General features: G+C 58.8%; 14 protein-coding genes and 1 pseudogene. 8 read left to right on the top strand and 7 right to left on the bottom strand.

All coding sequences use genetic code 11. The annotated features are described in order from the left end of the window. On the bottom strand, positions 1 to 232 hold a 232-nt coding region (locus tag LOC68_RS25725; RefSeq protein WP_230224429.1), incomplete at its 3' end, for a hypothetical protein. 283 nt (positions 233 to 515) lie between these two features. Between LOC68_RS25725 and metH the strand changes: the two genes are divergently transcribed. Next, complete coding sequence (metH, locus tag LOC68_RS25720; protein ID WP_230224427.1) at positions 516 to 4,235, top strand: methionine synthase; 3,720 nt, start codon at positions 516 to 518, stop codon at positions 4,233 to 4,235. A gap of 9 nt (positions 4,236 to 4,244) precedes the next feature. Here the strand turns inward: metH and LOC68_RS25715 are convergent, their stop codons facing one another. The 4 genes from LOC68_RS25715 to LOC68_RS25700 form a co-directional block, all read right to left on the bottom strand. Further along, positions 4,245 to 5,033: a CBS domain-containing protein gene (locus LOC68_RS25715; protein ID WP_230224425.1), complete on the bottom strand. Its 789-nt coding sequence runs from the start codon at positions 5,031 to 5,033 to the stop codon at positions 4,245 to 4,247. Between the two features lie 287 nt (positions 5,034 to 5,320). Next, a complete protein-coding gene (locus LOC68_RS25710; protein ID WP_230224417.1) occupies positions 5,321 to 6,397 on the bottom strand; it encodes a leucine-rich repeat domain-containing protein in 1,077 nt (358 codons plus the stop codon). A gap of 486 nt (positions 6,398 to 6,883) precedes the next feature. Beyond that, positions 6,884 to 7,756 (bottom strand): HDOD domain-containing protein, encoded by an 873-nt coding sequence (locus LOC68_RS25705; protein WP_230224415.1) that lies wholly within the window; start codon positions 7,754 to 7,756, stop codon positions 6,884 to 6,886. 192 nt (positions 7,757 to 7,948) lie between these two features. Next, entirely contained in the window at positions 7,949 to 9,166 is a 1,218-nt protein-coding gene (locus LOC68_RS25700) for a BaiN/RdsA family NAD(P)/FAD-dependent oxidoreductase (RefSeq protein ID WP_230224413.1), read from the bottom strand. 158 nt (positions 9,167 to 9,324) lie between these two features. On the opposite strand from LOC68_RS25700, the gene LOC68_RS25695 reads away from it, so the two are divergent. Beyond that, the gene (locus tag LOC68_RS25695) at positions 9,325 to 10,098 is read left to right on the top strand and encodes an FHA domain-containing protein (RefSeq protein WP_230224406.1); all 774 of its coding nucleotides are present in this window, start codon (positions 9,325 to 9,327) and stop codon (positions 10,096 to 10,098) included. 122 nt (positions 10,099 to 10,220) lie between these two features. Further along, positions 10,221 to 13,139 (top strand): serine/threonine-protein kinase, encoded by a 2,919-nt coding sequence (locus LOC68_RS25690; RefSeq protein ID WP_230224403.1) that lies wholly within the window; start codon positions 10,221 to 10,223, stop codon positions 13,137 to 13,139. Between the two features lie 117 nt (positions 13,140 to 13,256). Here the strand turns inward: LOC68_RS25690 and LOC68_RS28390 are convergent. Both LOC68_RS28390 and LOC68_RS25680 read right to left on the bottom strand, forming a co-directional pair. Continuing rightward, a pseudogene (locus LOC68_RS28390) lies at positions 13,257 to 13,760 on the bottom strand (sterol desaturase family protein); the annotation flags it as partial. Positions 13,761 to 13,935: 175 nt separating this feature from the next. Continuing rightward, entirely contained in the window at positions 13,936 to 14,334 is a 399-nt protein-coding gene (locus LOC68_RS25680) for a rhodanese-like domain-containing protein (RefSeq protein WP_230224400.1), read from the bottom strand. 830 nt (positions 14,335 to 15,164) lie between these two features. On the opposite strand from LOC68_RS25680, the gene LOC68_RS25675 reads away from it, so the two are divergent. From LOC68_RS25675 to LOC68_RS25655, 5 genes are all read left to right on the top strand, one after another. Further along, positions 15,165 to 16,589, top strand: coding sequence for an AAA family ATPase (locus tag LOC68_RS25675; RefSeq protein ID WP_315859006.1), 1,425 nt, complete (start codon positions 15,165 to 15,167; stop codon positions 16,587 to 16,589). Continuing rightward, positions 16,589 to 17,044, top strand: a complete 456-nt coding sequence (locus tag LOC68_RS25670) for a GxxExxY protein (protein WP_230224398.1) — start codon at positions 16,589 to 16,591, stop codon at positions 17,042 to 17,044. The genes LOC68_RS25675 and LOC68_RS25670 overlap by 1 nt, the downstream gene beginning before the upstream one ends. Positions 17,045 to 17,521: 477 nt before the next feature. After that, complete coding sequence (locus LOC68_RS25665; protein WP_230224396.1) at positions 17,522 to 18,868, top strand: c-type cytochrome; 1,347 nt, start codon at positions 17,522 to 17,524, stop codon at positions 18,866 to 18,868. A gap of 170 nt (positions 18,869 to 19,038) precedes the next feature. Beyond that, positions 19,039 to 20,376 carry a phosphomethylpyrimidine synthase ThiC gene (gene thiC / locus LOC68_RS25660; protein ID WP_315858772.1) on the top strand — a complete coding sequence of 446 codons (1,338 nt, stop codon included), beginning with the start codon at positions 19,039 to 19,041 and terminating at the stop codon, positions 20,374 to 20,376. Positions 20,377 to 20,491: 115 nt separating this feature from the next. After that, positions 20,492 to 21,832 (top strand): MFS transporter, encoded by a 1,341-nt coding sequence (locus LOC68_RS25655; protein WP_230224394.1) that lies wholly within the window; start codon positions 20,492 to 20,494, stop codon positions 21,830 to 21,832. Positions 21,833 to 21,840: the final 8 nt, after the last annotated feature.

The following is a 21,840-nucleotide window of genomic DNA, read 5'->3' as shown; positions in this document are numbered from 1 at the left end:
GGGGAGCCCGCGGAGCGTGTGCGGCGTCGACTCGAAAGCTTTGTTTCGGGGGATCGACCGGGGGGGCGTTTGCAATGAGCGGCTCTTGATCGACGTCGGGTTCGACGGCCAGCGGAGCGGCAGGCGGCTTCGGGGGAGCCGCCAAGTCGGGCATACGCAACAAAACCCGGGGGAGCGCCGGAACAAGCTGGGCTGTCGGCTCCGTGGTTTTGGGGGTTGTCGTATTGGTCATCGTCTTGGCTTCCTTGCCTATTTTCACAGTCTCGTCGCCGTCTTGGCGTATTTCTGGTCCGTCATCTCTTCGGATCGGGCAGCGAGTCTGCAGATCTTGAGCGTTAGATAAGAAAAATTGACTTTGCCGACTAGGCGAAGTTTTGCGGAAACCGCTTTTCGGACGAACCTTGTGGCTTTATTGGCAATCTGGGATACTTAGAGGGCTACAAATCTTCCTTTGTTGACAGCAGTGCTCTGACCAAGTCCGTACGGCAGCCGCCGGCGGCCCATAAATATCCAACATGGCGATCGCGACCCCGAACGATACCAAGCATCTCATCTACCAGGAACTCGACAAACGGATTCTCATCCTCGACGGAGCGATGGGAACCATGGTCCAGAAGCACAAGCTGGACGAAGATGCGGTGCGCGGTACGCAGTTCCAAGGTTTTCACAAAGACCTCAAGAACTTCACCGATATCCTCTGCCTGACACGCCCTCAGATTATCGAGCAGATTCATCGCGACTTCCTGGAAGCTGGCGCTGATATCATCGAGACCAATACCTTCGGCGCGACGCCGGTGGCGATGGAAGAGTTCGATCTGCCTCACTTGGCGACTGACGTGAACGTCGCTGCGGTCAAGCTAGCCCGCAAGGTAGCGGACGAATTCAATGAGCGGACCCCGAACAAGCCGCGATTCGTCGCCGGTTCGATCGGTCCGACCAGCCGCACCGCGTCGATGTCTCCCAAGGTCGAAGATCCCGGCTACCGCAACATCACCTTCCAGCAGTTGGTCGATTCGTACCTGGTGCAGATCGCTGCGATGGTCGAAGCCGGAGCCGACCTCCTGTTTCCCGAAACGTCGTTCGATACGCTCAACCTGAAGGCGTGCCTCTTCGCGATCGAAAAATACTTCCGCGACAACAACGTCGAGTTGCCGGTCATGGGATCGGTGACGATCACCGACGAGAGCGGCCGCACCCTTAGCGGTCAGACGGTCGAAGCGTTCTGGAACTCCGTCGCGCACTTCCCGCTGCTGAGCATCGGCGTCAACTGTGCGCTCGGCGCCGACAAGATGCGTCCCTACGTGCAGGAACTAGCGACCATTTCGCCGTCGTACGTCAGCTGTCACCCGAACGCCGGCTTGCCGAACGAATTCGGCGAGTATGACGAAACGCCGGAACAAATGGCCGCGACGCTGGCGACCTTCGCCGACAACGGCTGGATCAACATCGTCGGCGGTTGCTGCGGCACTTCGCCGGCCCACATCAAAGCGATCGCCGAAGCGGTTCAGCACAAACCGCCGCGTGTTCGTGCGACTCCGCCTGACTACACGCGTCTGTCGGGGCAGGAATCGCTGACGATTCTGCCGACCTCCAACTTCACGATGATCGGCGAACGAACCAATGTGACCGGTTCGCGGAAATTCGCCCGCTTGATTCGCGAAGAGCAGTATGAAGAAGCGATCGCCGTCGCGCTCGAACAGGTCAACAACGGCGCCAACGTCATCGACATCAACATGGACGATGCGTTACTCGACGGCGAAGCGGCGATGGCTCGCTTTCTGAACCTGATCGCAGCCGAGCCTGACATCTGCAAGGCGCCGATCATGATCGACAGCTCGAAGTGGTCGGTCATCGAAGCAGGCCTCCGCTGCGTGCAAGGTAAACCGATCGTCAATTCAATCAGCTTGAAGGAAGGAGAGGAAGACTTCCTCGCCAAGGCGCGACTGGTTCGCAGCTATGGCGCCGCCGTCGTTGTGATGGCGTTCGACGAAACCGGCCAGGCAGTCGAGAAAGACGACAAGGTTCGGATCTGCAAACGAGCCTACGACCTGCTCGTCGAAAAAGTCGGCTTCCACCCGAGCGACATCATCTTCGACCCGAACATTTTGACGGTCGCGACCGGTATCGAAGAGCACAACAATTACGCGTTGAACTTCATCGAAGCTTGCCGAGAGATCAAACAGGTTTGCCCTGGCGCGATGATCTCCGGCGGCGTCAGCAATGTGTCGTTCTCGTTCCGCGGTAACGACTTCGTCCGCGAAGCGATCCACGCTTGCTTCCTGTATCACGCGATCAAAGCGGGCCTCGACATGGGGATCGTCAACGCCGGCCAGTTGGCGGTGTATGACGAAGTCGAGCCAGAACTCCGCGACTTGATCGAAGACGTCCTCTTCAATCGCCGCGCGGACGCAACCGAACGGTTGGTCGATTACGCCGAATCGGTCAAAGACCGCAAGGCAGGCGGCGCCGGCGCGACCGAGGATCTCTCGTGGCGCAACAACTCGGTCCAAGAGCGATTGGCCCACGCGCTGGTCAAAGGGATCGACAAGTACGTCGTCGAAGATACCGAAGAAGCACGCTCGCACTATGAGAAGTGTCTCCACATTATTGAAGGCCCGCTGATGGACGGGATGAACATCGTCGGCGACCTGTTTGGCGCCGGCAAGATGTTCCTTCCCCAGGTGGTCAAAAGCGCCCGCGTGATGAAGAAAGCGGTCGCCTACTTGCTACCGTTCATGGAAGAAGAAAAAGCGGCCGCCGGCGAATCGGCGCAAGCTGCTCGCGGCAAAATCCTGATGGCGACCGTCAAGGGGGACGTCCATGACATCGGCAAGAACATCGTTGGCGTCGTCTTGGGCTGCAACAACTACGAGGTGATCGACCTCGGCGTGATGGTTTCGTGCGATAAGATTTTGGCCGCCGCCAAACAGCATAACGTCGATGCGATCGGCCTTTCGGGTCTGATCACGCCAAGCTTGGACGAAATGGTCCATGTCGCCAAAGAGATGGAAGCCGGCGGTTTCGACATTCCGCTCTTGATCGGCGGCGCCACGACCAGCGCCAAGCATACCGCGGTGAAGATCGCTCCGGCTTACCATGGCACGACGGTTCATGTTCTCGACGCCTCACGTAGCGTCGGGGTCGTCGATCGCCTTTTGAGCGAAGACCTGCGAGCCGAGTTCCTTGAGAAGAACCGCCAATTGCAGGAAGACCTGGTCGCGTCGTACAAGAAGCGGCAAGAGGTGAAGCTCGTTTCGCTGGAACATGCTCGCCGCAACAAGTTCGCCACCGACTGGCTGGCGGTCGACATTCGGACGCCGAGCTTCCTGGGAGTTCGGACGTTGCCGAAGGTCTCGCTTGCCGAACTGCGTGAGTACATCGACTGGACGCCGTTCTTCATGTCTTGGGAGCTGAAAGGAAAATTCCCGAAGATCTTCGATGATGAGTTCGTCGGCGCCGAAGCGAAGAAGCTGTACGATGACGCCAACGCGCTGCTCGACAAGATCATCGCGGAAGACCTGTTCACCGCCAACGGCGTTTACGCCTTCTGGCCGGCCAACAGCGAGGGGGACGACGTCGTCCTCTACAGCGACGAGACCCGCCAGACCGAGATCGGCCGGATGCATACCTTGCGTCAGCAGTGGGAACGTCAAGGACAAAAGGACTTCCGTGCCTTGGCCGACTACATCGCGCCGATCGACTCAGGCCGAAAAGACTATCTCGGCGGTTTCGCCGTGACGACTGGGATCGGTTGCCAGGAATTGGCCTCGAAGTTCGACGCCGACTATGACGACTACAACTCGATCATGACGAAGGCGCTTGCGGATCGTCTGGCCGAAGCGTTCGCCGAATGGCTGCACGCCAAGGCACGCAACGACTGGGGCTTTGGCGCCGACGAGAACCTGTCCAAGGAAGAGTTGATCGCCGAGAAGTATCGGGGCATTCGTCCGGCCGCAGGCTATCCGGCTCAACCTGACCATACCGAAAAGCGTCTGCTCTTCGATTTGCTGGAGGCCGAAAAGAACGCCGGCATCGAGCTGACCGAGAGCATGGCGATGATGCCGGCCGCGAGCGTTTCGGGGCTTTACTTCGCGCATCCCAATTCGCGATATTTCGCCGTCGATCGGATGACGCGTGAACAGGTCGCCGACTACGCCCAGCGCAAGGGATTCACACTGGCCGAGATGGAACGTTGGCTCGCGCCCAACTTGGGTTACGATCCGGACGAAGCGTAGCGGACGCGATTACGTCGAACCGGCGGCGGGCGGAGCGTTATCGCCTGACTGCCGCGGCGTCAGCACCAGAAACTTGCTGTCGTTGTGATCGACGACGTCAAACGCCGACGACTTGCCGATGAGGTCAAAGTGCCGCACAAAGCCGTGGGCCGGAATGACCAGGTTGTTGTCGGCGATCTTGGTCGCGATGGCGTCTTCGACGGTGCCGCGGACGAACTTGACTAGAATGCGACTGCTGGGAGGATCGTATCCCAGCACCACGCGGTCGAGTCGCGCCTTACGATTCTTGATGTTGTTCATCGGAATCACCAGGTCGCCGTTCACTTTGCGAATGTAAGCCGGGATCTTGACCTTCGCTTCGGTCATCGGCGAATACATGCGGAACGAGTTTTCGACTTCCCCTTCCTGCACGTCAGCCAGGTGCTGAATCAAATCGGAAGTGCTCAGCACGCCGCGCAGCTCTTGTCGCAGACCGACGACCGGCAAGCAGCCGATCTTGTTCGTCGCGAGCACCAGCGCCGCTTTGGCCAACGGCACTTCGGGCGAAACGGTAACCGGCCGTTCGCGCGTGATGAGTTGTTGAATTTCACGCGGCAATTCGTCCGCTTCTTCCGGCTTCATCATCGAGCGGACCACGTCGCGTTGCGACACGACTCCGATCACCCGCTTCTTATCGTCAACGACGATAATGCGACGAAGGTTGTGGCGAGCCATCAGCCCAGCGACGATTTTCACGTGGGTGCCGACCGTAGCGGTATGCACCTTCACCGTCATCACATCGCGGACAGCGCCGCTCAATTTTTCAGAAATTGTATCGAGTGATGGCATGGGCGGACGACGAGCTACTCTTTGCGATAAGCGATATTTACCTATTGTCACTGCCGAAATTTTCCGACATCACGCAACTATAGCATGCGAAATTCGCAATTCGTTCCCGGGCAACAGGTTCGCCGATTTTGCGGAGATCCTACGCCTGCCGGGGGTTACGACATCGACGCCAGGCGGGCCTGTAGAGCGCAAGGGGACGCAAGAAGAGACCGGTCGTAGCAATCGTGACGATTGGACAAGCGGGCAACCGCCGGCGCCTATTCTTCAACCATGTAGATATGCTGAATCGCAATATTTGGCGCCGCCGCACTGAACGCGGCCGCTCCCTCGTCGGTCACCTTCGTCCGGGTCACGATCAGGGTCTCTAGCGACTTCGACTTGGCCAACGGCAAGATTCCGGCGTCTGTCGCACCGGTCGATCCGAGATGGAGCCACTTTAAATTCGGCAGTTCGGCCAGCAAGGCGAGATGCTCGTCGGTCAGTTCGTTGGCATCCAGATTCAAACGCTCGATCGATTCCAACTTGGCGAGTTCTGGAATTGCCGCGTCGGTGATCTTGGTCTTCCAGAGGTTGAGATCTTTCAGGTTCGACAGCTTGGCGATTTCCGCAGCGCCAGCATCATCGACCGCCGTTTCGCTAACGTCGAGATCGACCAACGTCGGGATCTTCGCCAAGTGAGCCATCCCTTGGCCGGCCACTTCGCTGCCGCGCAAACGGAGCTTCGCCAAAGCGGGAAACTTCGTCAAAGCCGCGAGATCGTCGTCTCCGGTCGGCGTGCGGAACAGAAAGACCTCTTTCAACTGCGACGCGCCGGCCAGTTGCTCGAGCCCAGCCGCTGACGCTTCCGTCTCATCCAGCCCCAAGACCTTCAGTTTGGTTAGCGGCACAAGCTGCTGGAGATCGGCGTCACGAATGGGCTGTCCGCGAAAGAGGAGACGTTCCAGTTCAGTCAGTTGCCCGATTGATTGGAGCGCTTCGCCGGTGATCGATACCCCGCGCAGATCCAACGTTTGCAGCTTTTTGAGCTTCGCAAGTTCCGTAGCTGATGCGTCAGTCATGCCGACGTCTTGCATCGTTAATTTACGGAGCGAGACCGCGTCTCCCAGACCGCGGAAATCGACGTCGGTCGCAATCACGCGGCTCAAGTCCATGCCAATCGGTTCTCCGGCCGACGAACGCGCGATTTTCGCCCCCAGTTTTCCCAAGCGTGCGACGGTCGGAGGGTCGGAAGGATACGTCTCTTTCTGCGGCATTTCCGCCGACTCCTGCGGCATGCAGCCCAGCATCGAAATCAGCAAAACCGATCCGAGAAACATCCGCAACGAAGAGGTCATGTATCGATGTCCGACGAAAGAGAACGGAAAAGTCAGCACTCTACGAAAGGGCTCGCTGGTCGTCGGCCGGGAAGATTCCGCGGCCTTTACTTGATCGGCTGTCGCATGTCGCCGCAGCAGAGCAGCGAAAAATAATATCTGAAGCGGCTCTATCCTATCACATTCGCTTCGTCTGTAGATCCCCGCGTTTTCAGCGACGCGGGCGTTTCGCCGAAAAGGTCTCCCTGCGAATTAAGCAGTTTTGCGAATGGGCTGAGTCAGCGTCGTCAGAACGACAAAACTCCCCAAGCCAAGCGTCCAGAGGGGCGAAGAGAGCGCTCCCACTGCTTTTATCTATGCCGAAAGTAGCGTTTAAAAATCGAAGTCGATTCTCATTGTCTCCGTCCCTTTTGCACAGGTGATCTGGCCGTTCGCCTGACGAGCCTCGTCATTTCCCTTTCGGGCAAACGGCGGCCTTTGCATTGGTCGAGAAAAGATTCGCTCAGACTAATAGACGAGCCAATCGTGGTACTTCGTCAGCTCGACCTTCACCTCTTCGCCGAACCGCGACAAGTCGCCGATCGTCATGTCGAAGTTATTCAGAGCGGCCATCGAAAGTCGGTTGTACTTGGCGCCGAGCGATGTGATGCCGACTTCGGTCATCGCCATGTTTCCCATTTCGACCGCTTTGATCAGCTGCGAGTTGGGACCGCGATAGACGCCCGCCATGTGGTGATAGCGAATCGTGTCGATCACCGGTTCTGGAAACTTCCAGTGACGAGCGACTCGCTCGCCAAATTCGGTGTGATCGAAGCCGAAGTATTGCTGCTCCCAGCGTACCTGCACTTGTTGCGCGGTCATCGCCGAAAGCATCATCTCGAAGCGGGTGTTCAGAAACTGATCCAGAATCACGATCCCTAGATCGTGCAAGAGACCCGCGATGAACGCGTCCTCTGGATCGCCGATGCGATGCCTCTTGGCGAACATGCGGGCCGCAATTCCGACGGCGACCATATGTTCCCAAAGTCCCGATCGACTATAGCGGCCGATCTTGTCCCCCCCTTGAAACAGTTCGCTCACGCTGGCCGTAATCGCCAGGTTGCGCACTTGCTTCATGCCGAGGTAGGCGATCGCTTGCTGGAGGTTGGTAACCTTATTTCGCAGACCGAACGCCGACGAGTTTACGAGCTTCAGCACGCGAGCCGATAGCGCGACGTCGCACTCAATTACCGCCGTCAGGTCCGATGCGCTCGATTCTTCCGTGCTTGCGATCCCCATCGCCTGGATGGCAATTTGGGGAAGTGAAGAGACCTCCTCTACTCGCTGGATCAAGATATCCAGCGCCTCTTCATTCAACACTTTGAGCGTCGCCACCGTCATGCCGGCACTCTCCTTCTTCCCGATGAGTCACGATCCTCTCTTTGCGCGGGCCTATCGCCGTTAACGCGCAAGCGGCATAGTTCAAAGATATGTCGTATTTCAAGCTTCGCACGGGCTTTCCCGTAGCAAACTGCCGCGAACCACCTGGCGATCGTACCGGTTATAACGACCAACGGCGGTCGACCGTATTTATCAGGCCGAAACCCCCGCTACGTGACCGCTCGACCAGGCCCATTGGAAATTAAATCCGCCGATGCGTCCGTCGACGTCGCAGATTTCGCCGCAGAGAAACAGCCCTGGGCAAACGCGCGACTCCATCGTCTTCAGCTGGATCTGATCGAGCGGAATGCCGCCGGCGGTCGCTTCGGCGACGGCGAAACCGCGATTACCGACGATCGGCGTTTCCATCGCCGTCGTCATTCGGACCAGCCGCTGCCGGGCGGCGCGATCCAGCTGGTCTCCGGTTCGTTCGGGATCGATTTCGGCCAGCTCCAGCAGCAAGTCGGCCAACCGAGCCGGCAGTTTTTCGCGGAGCAGCTTTCGAATGCTTGCAGGCCCCAACGCTTGCAACTCTGCATCAAACTCTTCGCTCTTTTCCCCCGGCAGCCAATTGGCCCTCAGCTGGGTTTGCGGATCGTCTTGAAGCGCGTCGAGAAAGTGCCGACTGATATCGAGCACCGCCGGTCCCGATAGACCGCGATGCGTAAAGAGCAAGTCGCCGGTCACGCTCCGCAGTCGTTTGCCGGATCCACTATGGACCGAGAGTTCGGCCGGGAGACTTACGCCGGAGAGTTCTTTGGGACGCCAATCGTCGGCCGCGACGAGCGGAACTAGCGCTGGAAAAATCCGCGGAGTCAGCGTGTGGCCAAGTCGTTTCGCTAACTCCCAGCCAAATCCATCCGATCCGGTCTTCGGAACGCTCTTCCCGCCGGTCGCCAAGATCACATGCGGCGAAACGATCTCCCCCCACTCGCCGCTGATCGAAAATGTCCCATCCTCATTTTTGGCCAAGCGGGTGACGCGGCGTTTGGTGAGGATCGAAACGTTCAAGCGGCGAGCCTCGTTGATCAGAGCGTCGAGGACCGTTTGGGCGCGATTGGTCGTTGGAAAGAGTTTGCCGGTCTCTTCTCGTTTCAGTCGAACGCCCAGTTCTGCGAATAACTCCACCGTCGCTTCGGCCGGAAAACGAGCCAACAACTTCTTGATCGCGTTGCGACTTCCGCCGCAAAAGTCGTCGGCCGTGACCTGATAGTGCGTGACATTGCAGCGACCGCCCCCGGCGATCAAGATTTTCGCCCCGAGTCGAGCAGCCCCATCCAGCACCACAATCCGCCGATCAGGATTGGTGCGTGCAGCCCAAATCGCCGCCATCAGCCCAGCGGCGCCGCCGCCAATTATTGTCAGTTCCACTCTATCCACAGGTCTGTCGCACGTGTCAAAATGATGAAGTTACCATGAACGGAGGATAAACGAACGATCCCCGTCTGATTTTCGTCACTAAAATAGACGCCTCAGGCCCAAACGTCGTCTTCCAAAATTCAACTTCGCTTCACCTGAAACGCGCGAACATGTCATCGAAACATCCAGGACAGTCGACCTTGTTTGGCATCGGGGAAGAAGATGCCCTGATTGACGAAGGTCGCAGCTCGGAGGTCGCCCGCTATCGTCCCACGCTCCGTCCGCCGATGGCCAAGTTGATCGTTTACGACGACGGCGCCGAAACTGGAGATGTAATTCGGATCCGAAAATCCTCGTTCATCATCGGACGAACTGAAGGGGATCTTATCATCCCGCACGACAGCCAAATTTCCAGTCGGCATCTAGAAATTCAGCGCCGCGAACGCCCCGGCGGCTTTGATTGGGTGCTGCGCGACCTCGGTTCGACCAATGGCACCTTCGTCCGCGCAACGCAGATCATCGTCAAGCCGAATCAGGTGATGATGATCGGCGGTAAACGCTTTGGACAAATCCCACCGCGGGCCGACGGAAACATCGGCGCAACGATCCAAGGGGAAAAAGAACTACTTGACGTAGCCCAGGAAGGAATGGATGAGCTCGTTCCTTGTTTGCAGGAAATTAACTACGATGGCAACGGCAAACGCCATAAGCTGACCAAGAAGGAACATTGGATCGGCAGCGATCCGGTGCAATGTTCGATCCTGGTGAACGATCCGACCGTCAGTCCACAACATGCCCGCATCTATCAAGACAAGCAGGGGCGTTGGATCATTGACGACGCCAAATCGCTAAACGGCATCTGGCTTCGTATTAAAGAACTGAATATTGGACGTGGCGGCTACTTCCACTGCGGCGAGCAGCGATTCTCTTTGACGGTCGCGTAGTCCGAGTCGACGCCTGAGCTTCACGCTTTCTTCATGCCCATCGACTATTCTAGGCGACGCAGGCGTCCCTATTTTCCCAGCCGCGGGCAAGCTGTCGTCGCGTCGTCTTTAGCGAATGACCTATGTGGTTGAAATGTCCTCATTGCCGATCGTCGATGGAAGTGACGAATATCGCCATGGGACATTACCGCCCGCAATGTCGCAGTTGCCGGCAGCTCTTCTATGTCGGCGTTCCTTCCGATGACGCCGCCGACGAAGAAGTGGTCGTCAAGACGCTGAAAGAAATCCGCCAGGAGATGCGTGAGTCGCTGGGGATGAAAAAGAGGAATCGTCCCGCGACTCACGTGACGGCGATCGACGCATCCGCGACTCTTCCCGTAGCGACGCGACTAGACGATGACGAGGAGGACGCGCTGCCGTTCCACGCGACAAACGGACACGCGGCGGATAGCGACAGCGAAGCGCTGCAAACCTTCGCTGGCGACGAATACTCACTCGTATCGGACGACGAAGAGTCGATCACCCACGTCACTCCTGGCGAGGAGGAGGACGAGGAAGAGGAGGACGAACCGGTCCTCGGCCGTCCCAACTATGACGAGCCCGAAGAATCGGACGACTTCGTTCCGGCCCCGGTCGAGCCGCAACAGTTCTCGGAAACGCTGCCCCATCGTCCGACCGAACTTGACGGCGCCGTCGTCACGTTGGCCACCGCCGCCGTCTTGCCCGAAGAAGCGGACGAAGAGGAATCGGCCGCCGAACAACCGATGCCCCAATCGTTGGCCGGCTATCGGCTGATTCGCATCTTGGGCAAAGGCGCCATGGGGGCCGTTTATCTGGCGCGGCAAAAGTCGCTCGATCGCGAAGTCGCCGTCAAAACGATCCAGGCCAAGTGGGCCTCCAATCCGGTTTTCATCTCGCGTTTCACCCGCGAAGCGTACGCCGCCGCTCAGCTGACGCATCACAACATCGTACAGATCTACGACATGGGAGAAGATGAAGGAGTCCACTTCTTCAGCATGGAACTGGTCGACGGGCAATCGCTCGGCGCCGTGCTGAAAGAGACCGGCCGACTCGATCGGGACGTCGCCGTCGGTTACATCCTGCAAGCGGCCCGCGGTCTGCAATTCGCCCACCAGCGCGGCATCATCCACCGCGACGTGAAGCCCGACAACTTGATGGTCAACAACCAGGGCGTGGTGAAGGTCGCCGACCTGGGTCTGGTCAAGCTTCCCGACGAAGAAGAATCGCGCGGCGGCGACGTTGATCAAGAACTTCTCAAGAAACGGAGCGCCAGCACGACCGTCGCCAACATGTCGATGGGAACGCCCGCCTACATGCCGCCGGAACAAGCCCGCGACGCGTCGAGCGTCGATCATCGGGCCGATATATATTCACTCGGCTGCACCTTCTACGCGTTGCTGACCGGGCGACCGCCATTCGACGGCGCCACCGCGCTGGAGGTCATTACCAAGCATCTCGAAGAGCCGATCGTCCGTCCGGACGCCGTCGCCAAGCATGTGCCGAAACAGTTGGCCGACGTCACAATGCGGATGGTCGCCAAAGATCCTGACCAGCGGGCGTCGAGTCTGGCCGAAGTGATTCGCAAGCTGGAAGAATACCTTGGCATGGGACCAACCGGCTCCTTCTCGCCGGGACAGCAACATGTCGAGATGCTGGAAGCCGGCGTCAATCAGTTCAACGCCGCGTCGGCCGGCCCGCTGCGAAAGTCCTGTCTACTCGCTTTTGCCGGCATCCTGGTCGCCGTGATGCTCGGCGGCGTCCTCTTCGGCATGGGAAGCGCATTTGTCGCCGCGCTCACGATGGCGATCGTCACGCCGCTGGCTTACCTCACGACCTCCGGCATCCTGTCAGGCAACTTTCTCTATCGCAAACTGCGTCAGTTTCTCTTCTCTTCGTCGCTGCTCGATTGGGTGAAATACCTGGGAGGGGCGATGCTGGCGGCGCTGCTGCTGATGGCGACCGGCACACTTCTGGCCGCCGCCGGAGGCGCCGTGCTGGCGGTCGCCGTCGCGGCCGCCTACTACTTCACGGTCGATCGACTCCTCCACAAGCAACGCCGGCTGGCGAGGGAAAAAATCGAACAACTGCTCAAGTCGCTCCGTCTCCGCGGCCTCGACGAATCGGAGCTCCGCACCTTCGTCGTCAAATATGCGGGCGTCGATTGGGAAGAAGCGTTTGAAGAACTCTTCGGCTATCAGGCCAAGATCCATGCTCGCGACTTTTCGAGTCGCACCGGCGACTCCGAAAAGAATCGAACCTTCGCCGCGTGGCGTGATCCAATCATCCGCTTCTGCGATCGCCGCATTCTTGCCGCCAAAGAAGCTCGCGAGCGTCGTCACTTGGCCGCGATCGAAGCGAAACGCCTGCAAGCGGAAGGGATTTCGGAAGACGAAGCGGAAGAGGTCGCCGCCCGTGCCGCTCAGGCGATGGTCGACGAAGCGATCCATCAGCGGGAAACGGCGTATGATCCTGATCAGGCCGCGTCGCTCGATCCGCGGAAAGCGGCGGCCCTGCGCCGCAGCCGGATGAAGCAATTGCTGAGCGAGGCTCGCACTCCCCAGCCGACCTCCTCCATCAATTCGGCCCAGCGATTGCTGGCGATGCCGCTGGCCCTGGTTACCGGCGCGCCGCTCCGCATCCTTGTCGGCGCGTTACTGCTGGCCGGCTGCACCCTCTGGCTCCATCAGAATGAACTGTTCAGCGGCGACCTGGCGTCGGCCCTCGATACCCAGCGAACCTTCCAGACGCTGGAGCTGCCGATGGTCACTGCCGATATGGCGAAGTTCGTCTCCAGCTTTGCGGCAGGCGTCGCCGGGCTGGTGCTGCTCGGCTCCGCCTTCTTCGGCTCATGGCGACTTAGCCTATTCGCCTGGACCGCGGCGGCCGTCGTCCTGTTCGGCGTCAGCTTCGGCATTCCCGACCTGACCCAAAAACTGCATGCCGGCTATCTCGCCGGCGCGATCGGCGTTTCGCTGTTCGCCATTGGGATGATCCTGTTCGGGGATGACGTCGCCGACTAGCGCAGCGAACGGCATCCGCAACATCCCCAAGAGCGACCGCCAACGATCATCGTCGAATTCGTCGAGCCCATAGTCGACCGGCTCCGCATCGCCGCGCATTTGATAAGAGCCGAACACCCGATCCCAAACCGAGAAGAGAACCGAGTAATTCGAGTTCGTCTCGATCCGCTCGCGCGAGTGATGAATCTGATGGAATCGCGGCGTGACGATCAGCCACCGCAGCGGCCGATCGAGCCAACCGAGCGTAATGTTCGCGTGGTGAAACATCGTGATCGCCACGACCAGCGTCTCGTAGACGAGCAACTCCAGCAGCCCAATCCCCAGCAGTAACAGCACGCCGAGCCGTAGCGTCGCCGCCGCCAATTGCTCAAACAGATGAAATCGCGTCGCCGACGTCACGTCCATCGCAAAGTCGGCGTGATGCATCCGGTGCGATCGCCAGAGCAGGGGGACGCGGTGGTTCAGCCGATGCCACACGTACATCCAGAAATCAAGCAGCACGATCGCCAGCGCGAATCTCAACAGCGGCGGCGCCGCCAGCCAAGGCAGCAGTCCCCATTGTCGCAGTTGGCCCCACTGAACGACCGCCACGGTGATCGTCCCGAACAAGATCGCCAGCATCGCCGCGTTGATCAGCGCGATGACGACGTTCCGCGCGGCGTGCGACCAGCGACCACGCCGATACTCCACCAGCGGATGAAACGACTCCCACGTCCAGAGTAGAATCAGACCGATTAGCGTGACGCTCGGCTTGGCGTAGGCCGCCCACTCAGGAAAATCATCCGGCACTTCGCCGCTACTCCATCGCCTGCGGGAATCCGGCGCCAATCAAATCCTTGTAGCCCAACTTCAGCGGCTGCACTTGATAGCCTTGTTCGGCCAACAGCGTGGCGCAGTACGCCGCCCGACGTCCCACCGCACAATACGTATAGATCACTTTGTCCTTCGGCAGCGACTTCAGCGTCTCCGCCACGTCGTCGTCTTGCAGCACGCTCATCGACATCAGAACGGCGCCGTCGATGTGACCTCGGTCCCACTCTTGCTTCTCCCGCACGTCGAGCAAGATCCCCTTCTTTTCCTTGAGCGTTTTTTGAACCTCCGGCAACGAATGCGGGGTCGGTTCCGCGGCATGGATCGAGGTCGAAATCGCCAACACGAGCAGCAGCGACAAGGAGAGGAAAGGGGCGGATCGCATCGGGAGGCCTTTGACAATGGACTTGGGAGGGTTCGGAAGATGTCTATTCAGACTAGCAGAAATGCCCGGCGCCTTACCTCCCCAAAACTGGTTGACTCACCACCCCATATTTAGTATAAATTTGTACAGGCACGCCCATCCGGAGTTTTACCTCCGATTGGCAAAGTCCTTTCTCCATCCACCGGCGTCGGCAGGATGCGTCGGGTTCTGATTACGTGGGGCGTTTGGCCGGGGGATCCGGCCAAGGGCAGAGTAGTTTTTTGGTGAAGCCGTTTTCGGCGGCGCTCTCCGTACGCGCCGACGGCCAACCGAAGGGAGAAGATTGCAATGTCCGTAATCGCAACCGAAAGTTGTAGTCCTGGTAGGCTGGGTCGAGACCTCACTCTTACCCACATCTCAACAACAATTGACAGAACCGCAAATAGCTCAATCAGTTACACGATTCCGACTCTGTTGAGACTCAACAAGGCGTGAAAACCGTAAGTCAAGCCGAGTCTTCGGTTAAGCAACGCTACGATAGCGTTGCTTATTGAGATGTGGGTAATTCGAAGGTCGAGACCTCACTCTTACCCACATCTCAACAACAATTGACAGAACCGCAAATAGCTCAATCAGTTACACGATTCCGACTCTGTTGAGACTCAACAAGGCGTGAAAACCGTAAGTCAAGCCGAGTCTTCGGTTAAGCAACGCTACGATAGCGTTGCTTATTGAGATGTGGGTAATTCGAAGGTCGAGACCCAGCGCAGCACGTTACGCTCGCAAGAGCCGGGTCTCGACCCAGCCTACGTGAGACGTTTCCGGTTGGCGAATCGCTCGATCCGCCTGAGCTGGAACCGCTCGAGTCGCTGACGATTTCCCAACTGCTCGCGCGGCAAACGCCGCCGCAGTGGCTACTCTCCGGCCTGTTGCGCCAGCGGCAAGCGGCGGTGATTTTGGGGCCAAGTCGCTGCTTGAAAACGTCGCTTGCCGTCGATCTCTGCGCGGCGCTGGCGAGCGGAGGTCAGTTTCTGGGGCAGTTCTCCGCCGAACGAGCCTTTCAGGTCGGCTTTGTTGGCGGCGAAGAGACGCAGGATGTCGTCGCCAATTCCGCCCGGCGCAGCAGCGCAGCGGCCGACGTTGATCCGCCGTCGCTCGATCGGATCGTCTGGGCGTTCAATCTGATCAGCCCCGGCGAACCGGTGAACCTGCGGCGGCTGAGCGATTGGATCGAGCGCCATCAATTGGAAGTGGTCCTGATCGACGCGGCCGATTTAACGTCGGCGTCCACTCCCAAAGCCGAAACGGCCCAGCTCCGCAGCCTGGTTCGCTGTTGCCTGGCGGCTGGCGCGACGCCGATCGTTTGCGCCCGCACGCGGAAAGAGTTACGGCCGCGCACCATGGATACGTCCGATCTGGCGAGCGCTCCGTGCGGCGCTGTCGCGCGGCAATGGCTCTTGGTGAATCGCCGCGAAGCGTTTACGCCGGGGACCGATCGACAGCGACTCTGGCTGACGCATGGCAATGACGCCGGGCAGAGCGGATTGTGGGGCGTCGACATCGAGGAAGGAGCCGATCAAGTGACGCTCCGCGATCGCGCGTCGGTCGAGCAGGAAAGCGCCGAACTTGCGGCAGCGTCGCTGGAAGAGCATCTCAAGCGAAAGGTGCGAGCCGTCCTCAAGCGGATCAAGCCAGCCGATGCGACCAAGTTGCGCATCCGCGAATGGTCCGGGATGAGCGGCGCCAAGTTTCGCATTGCGTGGGATGGCCTGATCGACGGGGGCGAGATTACCTTCATCACGCCGGCCGATCCGAATCGCCAATCCTCGGAATCGCGTTATCGCCTGATCGATCCATCCGAACCGAAAAACTTCGGCCGAGTCCACAACTCGCCGATCGACCAGTATTTCCAAACCATGACGACCGCCGAGTTGCTCGCCGCCAACGAAAAAAAATCGCCGCCGAGTCCAGTCGATCCGCCCGCAACGAAAGCAGTCTCGGGCAACCGAGTCGAACCATCGCCGTCGGACGACGAAAAAACTTCACCGCAGAGTCCACTCGACGATTCTCCGCGGCGAAGAGCCGCCATCCTCGCCCAACTCGAAAAAATAAGTTTGGAGTCCAGTCCACTCGAATCGCCGCCAGCGGTCGAGAAAAAAAAAGCAGCCGGCGAGTCCAGTCCGCTCCACGCGGAAAGAGCGCAAACGTCGGCCGAAGCGGCAGAAAAAGCGTTGGTGAGGAAGCGAGGCAAGAAGTTAACCGCAGAGGTGCGCTGATGAACGCAGATAAAAGTCGAAACGAGCTGGCGAGCCAGCGCGATCCGCAAACCTATGCGATCATCGGCGCGGCGATGGAAGTTCACTCCCTACTCGGATGCGGATTCCTGGAGGGGGTTTACCAGGATGCGCTCGAACGGGAATTCATCGACCGAAACGTGCCCTACGTCCGTGAACAATCGATTCTGATCCTCTACAAAGGGCTTTCCTTATCCGCCCCCTATAAAGCCGATTTCGTCTGCTTTGGTTCGATCATTGTCGAACTGAAGGCGATCAAAAAACTGTCGGAAATTGAGGATGCGCAAGTCCTACACTACCTAAAGGCGACCGGCTTCGGTCGAGCGATCCTATTTAACTTTGCAACCTCCCAACTCGAATACAAACGGTTCATCAACAACCATCTACGCCAATCCAACTCACCAGCAGTTCCAACGTCTCCGAAGAGAGGGTTTTGAACCGCAGATTTGCGCAGATGAACGCAGATAAGAGATATTTTTGGGGGGATGAGTCTAGAACCAAAAATGTTCTGCCGTTGCTTTGCGTTCCAGGAATCGATCGCTCTTCCCTACGCTTTGGGTCCGCGACCTCGAACAGATGGCGACCATATCAACTACCATCTGCGCAAATCTGCGTTCATCTGCGGTTCCAAAAACTCCTAGGGGAAGATGCTAAACCGCAGATTCGCGCAGATGTACGCAGATAGGAGGAGGGATTTGTAGCTTCGGTCTGTGGTTGTGCCTGCCGGGTGAAGTCAGGCGAGTGGTTTTCTCGGGGAATCGGTCCGTTTTGGCGGAACCAACTAGCCTCGAACTGGGTACTGCTTTTGCGACTCCCTCGCCATTATTCCTCCCTTCGCTTCACCGCCGGTTATAATTCAAGCTCTCCTGCGGTCGGGAAAGGAAGAAGATCGTCTGCGCGTTATGGTAGTTGGTATGAAACTTCGCCTGATTTCTCTTGGCTTGTTGCTGTTCCTCTGCGGCAGTTCTCTGTCGCTAGCTGGCGATCCAGAGAAGGGCTATCACGTCATCGTCGACAAGCCGCTGATTTCCCCCTATTGGGATCAGGAGACCTTCGACAACACGTGGCGCGTCTGGCCGAAGGATCTGAAAGAGCTGGCCGAGAAGGCTTCGCCAGAAGAGCGCAAGCGGATGGCGTACGATCGGTACGGGCTCACTCCTCGCCCCGACAATCCCAACAAGCCGCTGCAATATGTCGTTGGGGATGATGGGCTCTGGACCCCCAACTGCTTTACCTGTCATGGGGGAGAAGTCGCCGGTCAGGTAATCCCCGGCGCCCCCAATCATCGCTATGCGATGCAAACGTTGGCCGACGACATTCGCTACGCCAAGATGCTGATGGGCAAGCGTCTGTTGAAATCGGACTACGGCTCGGCCGTGGTGCCGCTGGGGGGAACCAACGGCACGACCAACGCGGTGATGTTCGGCGTGATTCTGATGGCCTTCCGTGACGCCGACCTGAATGTCCACAGCAGTGCGGACTTCATGCCGACCAAGCATCATGACATGGACGCCCCCGCCTGGTGGAATTTCGCGGCGAAGGACTACATCTACTGCGACGCCTTCGCTCCGAAGGGAGTCAAAGGGCTGATGCAATTTGCGCTCGCCCGCGAAAATGGCCCGGAGAAATTCCGCGGTTGGCAGGAGGATTTTGAAAACGTCTACGCCTACCTCGAATCGATCAAGGCGCCCAAGTATCCGTACGAAGTCGACAAGAGCTTGGCGGAGCAGGGGAGAATCGCCTTCGAAAAGACCTGCGCTCGCTGCCATGGAAAGTATGGCCCCGAGGAAAAATATCCATCGATCGTCGTCGACATCGAAGAACTGGGAACCGATCCGGTTCGTTACGAGGCGCTCTCGCCGGCCGACCGCAAACTATACGGCGACAGTTGGTTCAACGAGTACAACCAAGGCGCAAAAACGGTCGACGATCCGGCGGGATACGTCGCCCCGCATCTTGCCGGCGTTTGGGCTTCGCCTCCCTATTTTCACAATGGGTCGGTTCCGACTTTATGGCATGTGCTGAACCCTAGCGAGCGGCCGACCGTCTGGCATCGGACCAGTGGCCAGCTGGATCAGCAGCGTGTCGGCCTGACCGTCAAAGAGTTTGCCAGGATGCCGCCAGAGGTCACACGGCGCGACGAGCGACGCAACTATTTCGACACGCGTAACTACGGCAAAAGCGCCGCCGGGCACGACTATCCCGACGAGCTGACGCCGGAAGAAAAGCGGGCCGTGCTCGAATACCTGAAAACTCTGTAAAAACGGCCAATTCGCCCCGTTCGGCGCTCCTGCGCCAGATTGACACCCTCGGCCTTCGACCGATACCATGTTCTTTTACCGAAGTCGAATCGCCGCATCCGGTTACGACTCTTCGAGTGAGGCTTCTACATTTCGGCGCTAGGCGCGCCGCAGCAAGGATTGGGTAACGCATGACCACGCAATTGCTTCAGGCCCGTGCAGGCAATATCACCCCTGAGATGGAGTTCGTTGCGAAGCGCGAAAACATCAGCGCCGAACTGGTACGCGACGAAGTCGCCGCCGGCCGCTTGGTGATTCCCGCGAACAAAGTTCACCTGGCGGGACGGCTCGAACCGATGGGGATCGGCCTAGCGACCACCTGCAAGATCAACGCCAACATCGGCAATTCGGCGGTCACCAGCGACATCGGAGAAGAACTGAAGAAACTGCACACCGCGGTTCACTTCGGCGCCGACACCGTGATGGATCTGTCGACCGGCAAAGACATCGACAACATCCGCAAGCAGATCATTGACGCCAGCCCGGTTCCGATCGGCACCGTCCCGATCTACCAAATGCTGGAAGAGCTGGGCGGCAACATCGAAGATATGCGCCCGCAGCACTTCCTCGACATGGTCGAACATCAGGCCAAGCAGGGGGTCGATTACATGACCGTCCACTGCGGCATCAAGCTGGAACATCTGCACCTGTCGACGCACCGCGTGACCGGCATCGTCAGCCGCGGCGGTTCGCTGATCGCCAAGTGGATGATGGCTCACCGCAAGCAGAACCCGCTGCTGACCCACTTCGACGACCTGTGCGAAATCATGCGTCAGTACGACGTCACCTGGAGCTTGGGTGACGGCATGCGTCCCGGTTCGATCGCCGACGCTTCGGACGAAGCCCAATTCGCCGAACTGGACGTCCTGGGGGAACTGACCAAGCGCGGTCAGGAACTCGGCACGCAAGTGATGGTCGAAGGCCCGGGCCACATCCCGCTCGACCAGATCCAAATGAACATGGAACGTCAGCAGGAAATCTGCAACGGCGCTCCGTTCTACGTCCTTGGTCCGCTGGTGACCGACATCGCTCCTGGTTACGACCACATCACCAGCGCCATCGGCGCCGCGATGGCCGGTTGGCATGGCGCCGCGATGCTGTGCTACGTCACGCCGAAAGAACACCTTGGCTTGCCGGAAATCGAAGACGTCAAGCAAGGGGTGATCGCCTACAAGATCTCGGCCCACGCGGCCGACGTCGCTCGCAAGCGTCCCGGCGCCCAGGATCGCGACGACGCGCTGAGCCGCGCTCGTTTCAGCTTCGACTGGAACGAACAGTTCCGCTTGTCGCTCGATCCCGAGACCGCCAAGGCGTACCACGATCAGACCTTGCCGCAGGATACCTTCAAGAGCGCCCACTTCTGCAGCATGTGCGGGCCGAAGTATTGCTCGATGAAGATTACCGAACAGATCCGCGAGATGGCGGCCGAACAAGGGGAATTGGTCCAGTTGGGCGAAACCCCCGAATAGGCTGGCGGCTGTCACGTAAGAAACTTTGGAAAAAGCGTTTTCCGCAGCCGGGGAACGCTCTTTCTTTGCGCATTTCGCCTATCCCCGCTCGGCCCCTTTCCGCATAATGCCGGCTATGGATAAATCGTTGGAAGGATTTGAATCGCCGCAAACCTCGGAACTGCGGATCGAAGACCCCACGCACCTGCCGCCGCTCTCGCGCGACGTCAGCTTTTGGGGGATGACGATCACGCAGTTCTTTGGCGCGTTCAATGACAATGTCTTCAAGCAGCTCTTGCTGCTGATGGGAGTCGCCCAAGCGGTCGACGGCACTGGCCAGGATCTGCAAGGGATCGCGATGATCATCTTCTCGCTCCCCTTCTTGCTGCTGGCCGGACCGGCCGGTTACTTGGCCGACAAGTATTCGAAGACCAACGTGATCGTGCTCTCGAAGGTCGCCGAGATCGTCGCGATGCTGCTGGGGGTGATCGGCTTTTGGTACTTCGGCATGTTCGGCTTCGCGGGGCTCTTCGTCGTCCTCTTTTTGATGGGAGCGCAAAGCACGTTCTTCGGCCCCGCCAAATATGGCATCTTGCCCGAGATGTTGCACGAACATGACTTGCCCAAAGCGAACGGCATCTTCCTGATGACCACCTTCCTGGCGATCATCTTCGGCACCGTCGCCGCCGGCGTGCTGCGTGATCAGCTGACGGGAGATGGCGCCGAATCGAACAACCAGCTCTGGATTGGATCCGCGATCTGCGTCGTGATCGCCATCGTCGGAACGCTGACGTCGTTGCTGGTTCGCAAAACGGAACCGGCTAAGCCCAACGCCAAGCTAACGGTCGGCGCTTGCACCATTCCTCCCAGCGCAATCAAGCTGTTTCGCGCTCGACCGCCGATGCTGAAGGCGCTGCTCGCCTCGTGCATTTTCTGGCTTTGTGCCGGCATCGTGCAGCAATCGGTCAACTCGCTCGGTGTGGTGCAGCTGAAACTAAATGACACCGAAACCAGCATCATGAACGGGCTGATCGGCGTCGGTATCGCCTGCGGTTGCCTGCTCGCGGGTCTCTTGTCGAAAGGGCAAATCAACTTCCGCATCGTCCAGACCGGCGCCTGGGGGATTAGCGCATCGCTGGCATTATTGGCGCTGCCAGGCCCCAATCATGGGCACTTGCTCGGCTACTGGGGAAGCTTGCCGGTTTTGGTCGTTTTGGGCGCCTGCACCGGGATGTTCTCGGTCCCAATCCAGGTCTACCTGCAAGCGAAGGCGCCCCTGTCGCAGAAAGGGGAAGTGATCGCCGAGATGAGCCGGGCCAACTGGGTCGCGATCTTGCTCTCCGGCGTCCTCTATGGCGTGTTTGACAAAATATTGCTAAGTTTCGAGTGGCCTCGCTGCTATTTGTTCGCATTTACCGTGCTGATCATGCTGCCGGTTGCGATTCTTTACCATCCCCCCAGCGAAGATTTAGAGTAAACGCCGTC

The organism is Blastopirellula sediminis, from assembly GCF_020966755.1.
Taxonomy (GTDB): domain Bacteria; phylum Planctomycetota; class Planctomycetia; order Pirellulales; family Pirellulaceae; genus Blastopirellula; species Blastopirellula sediminis.
This window is presented reverse-complemented; position numbering and strand designations above follow the sequence as displayed.

Excerpts from the sequence above, each read along its gene's own strand:
- LOC68_RS25670 (WP_230224398.1), top strand. The coding sequence starts at position 16,589 with ATGAACGCAGATAAAAGTCGAAACGAGCTGGCGAGCCAGCGCGATCCG.
- metH (WP_230224427.1), top strand. The coding sequence starts at position 516 with ATGGCGATCGCGACCCCGAACGATACCAAGCATCTCATCTACCAGGAA.
- LOC68_RS25655 (WP_230224394.1), top strand. The coding sequence starts at position 20,492 with ATGGATAAATCGTTGGAAGGATTTGAATCGCCGCAAACCTCGGAACTG.
- LOC68_RS25680 (WP_230224400.1), bottom strand. The coding sequence starts at position 14,334 with ATGCGATCCGCCCCTTTCCTCTCCTTGTCGCTGCTGCTCGTGTTGGCG.
- LOC68_RS25695 (WP_230224406.1), top strand. The coding sequence starts at position 9,325 with ATGTCATCGAAACATCCAGGACAGTCGACCTTGTTTGGCATCGGGGAA.
- LOC68_RS25665 (WP_230224396.1), top strand. The coding sequence starts at position 17,522 with ATGAAACTTCGCCTGATTTCTCTTGGCTTGTTGCTGTTCCTCTGCGGC.
- thiC (WP_315858772.1), top strand. The coding sequence starts at position 19,039 with ATGACCACGCAATTGCTTCAGGCCCGTGCAGGCAATATCACCCCTGAG.
- LOC68_RS25705 (WP_230224415.1), bottom strand. The coding sequence starts at position 7,756 with ATGACGGTGGCGACGCTCAAAGTGTTGAATGAAGAGGCGCTGGATATC.
- LOC68_RS25710 (WP_230224417.1), bottom strand. The coding sequence starts at position 6,397 with ATGACCTCTTCGTTGCGGATGTTTCTCGGATCGGTTTTGCTGATTTCG.
- LOC68_RS25690 (WP_230224403.1), top strand. The coding sequence starts at position 10,221 with ATGTGGTTGAAATGTCCTCATTGCCGATCGTCGATGGAAGTGACGAAT.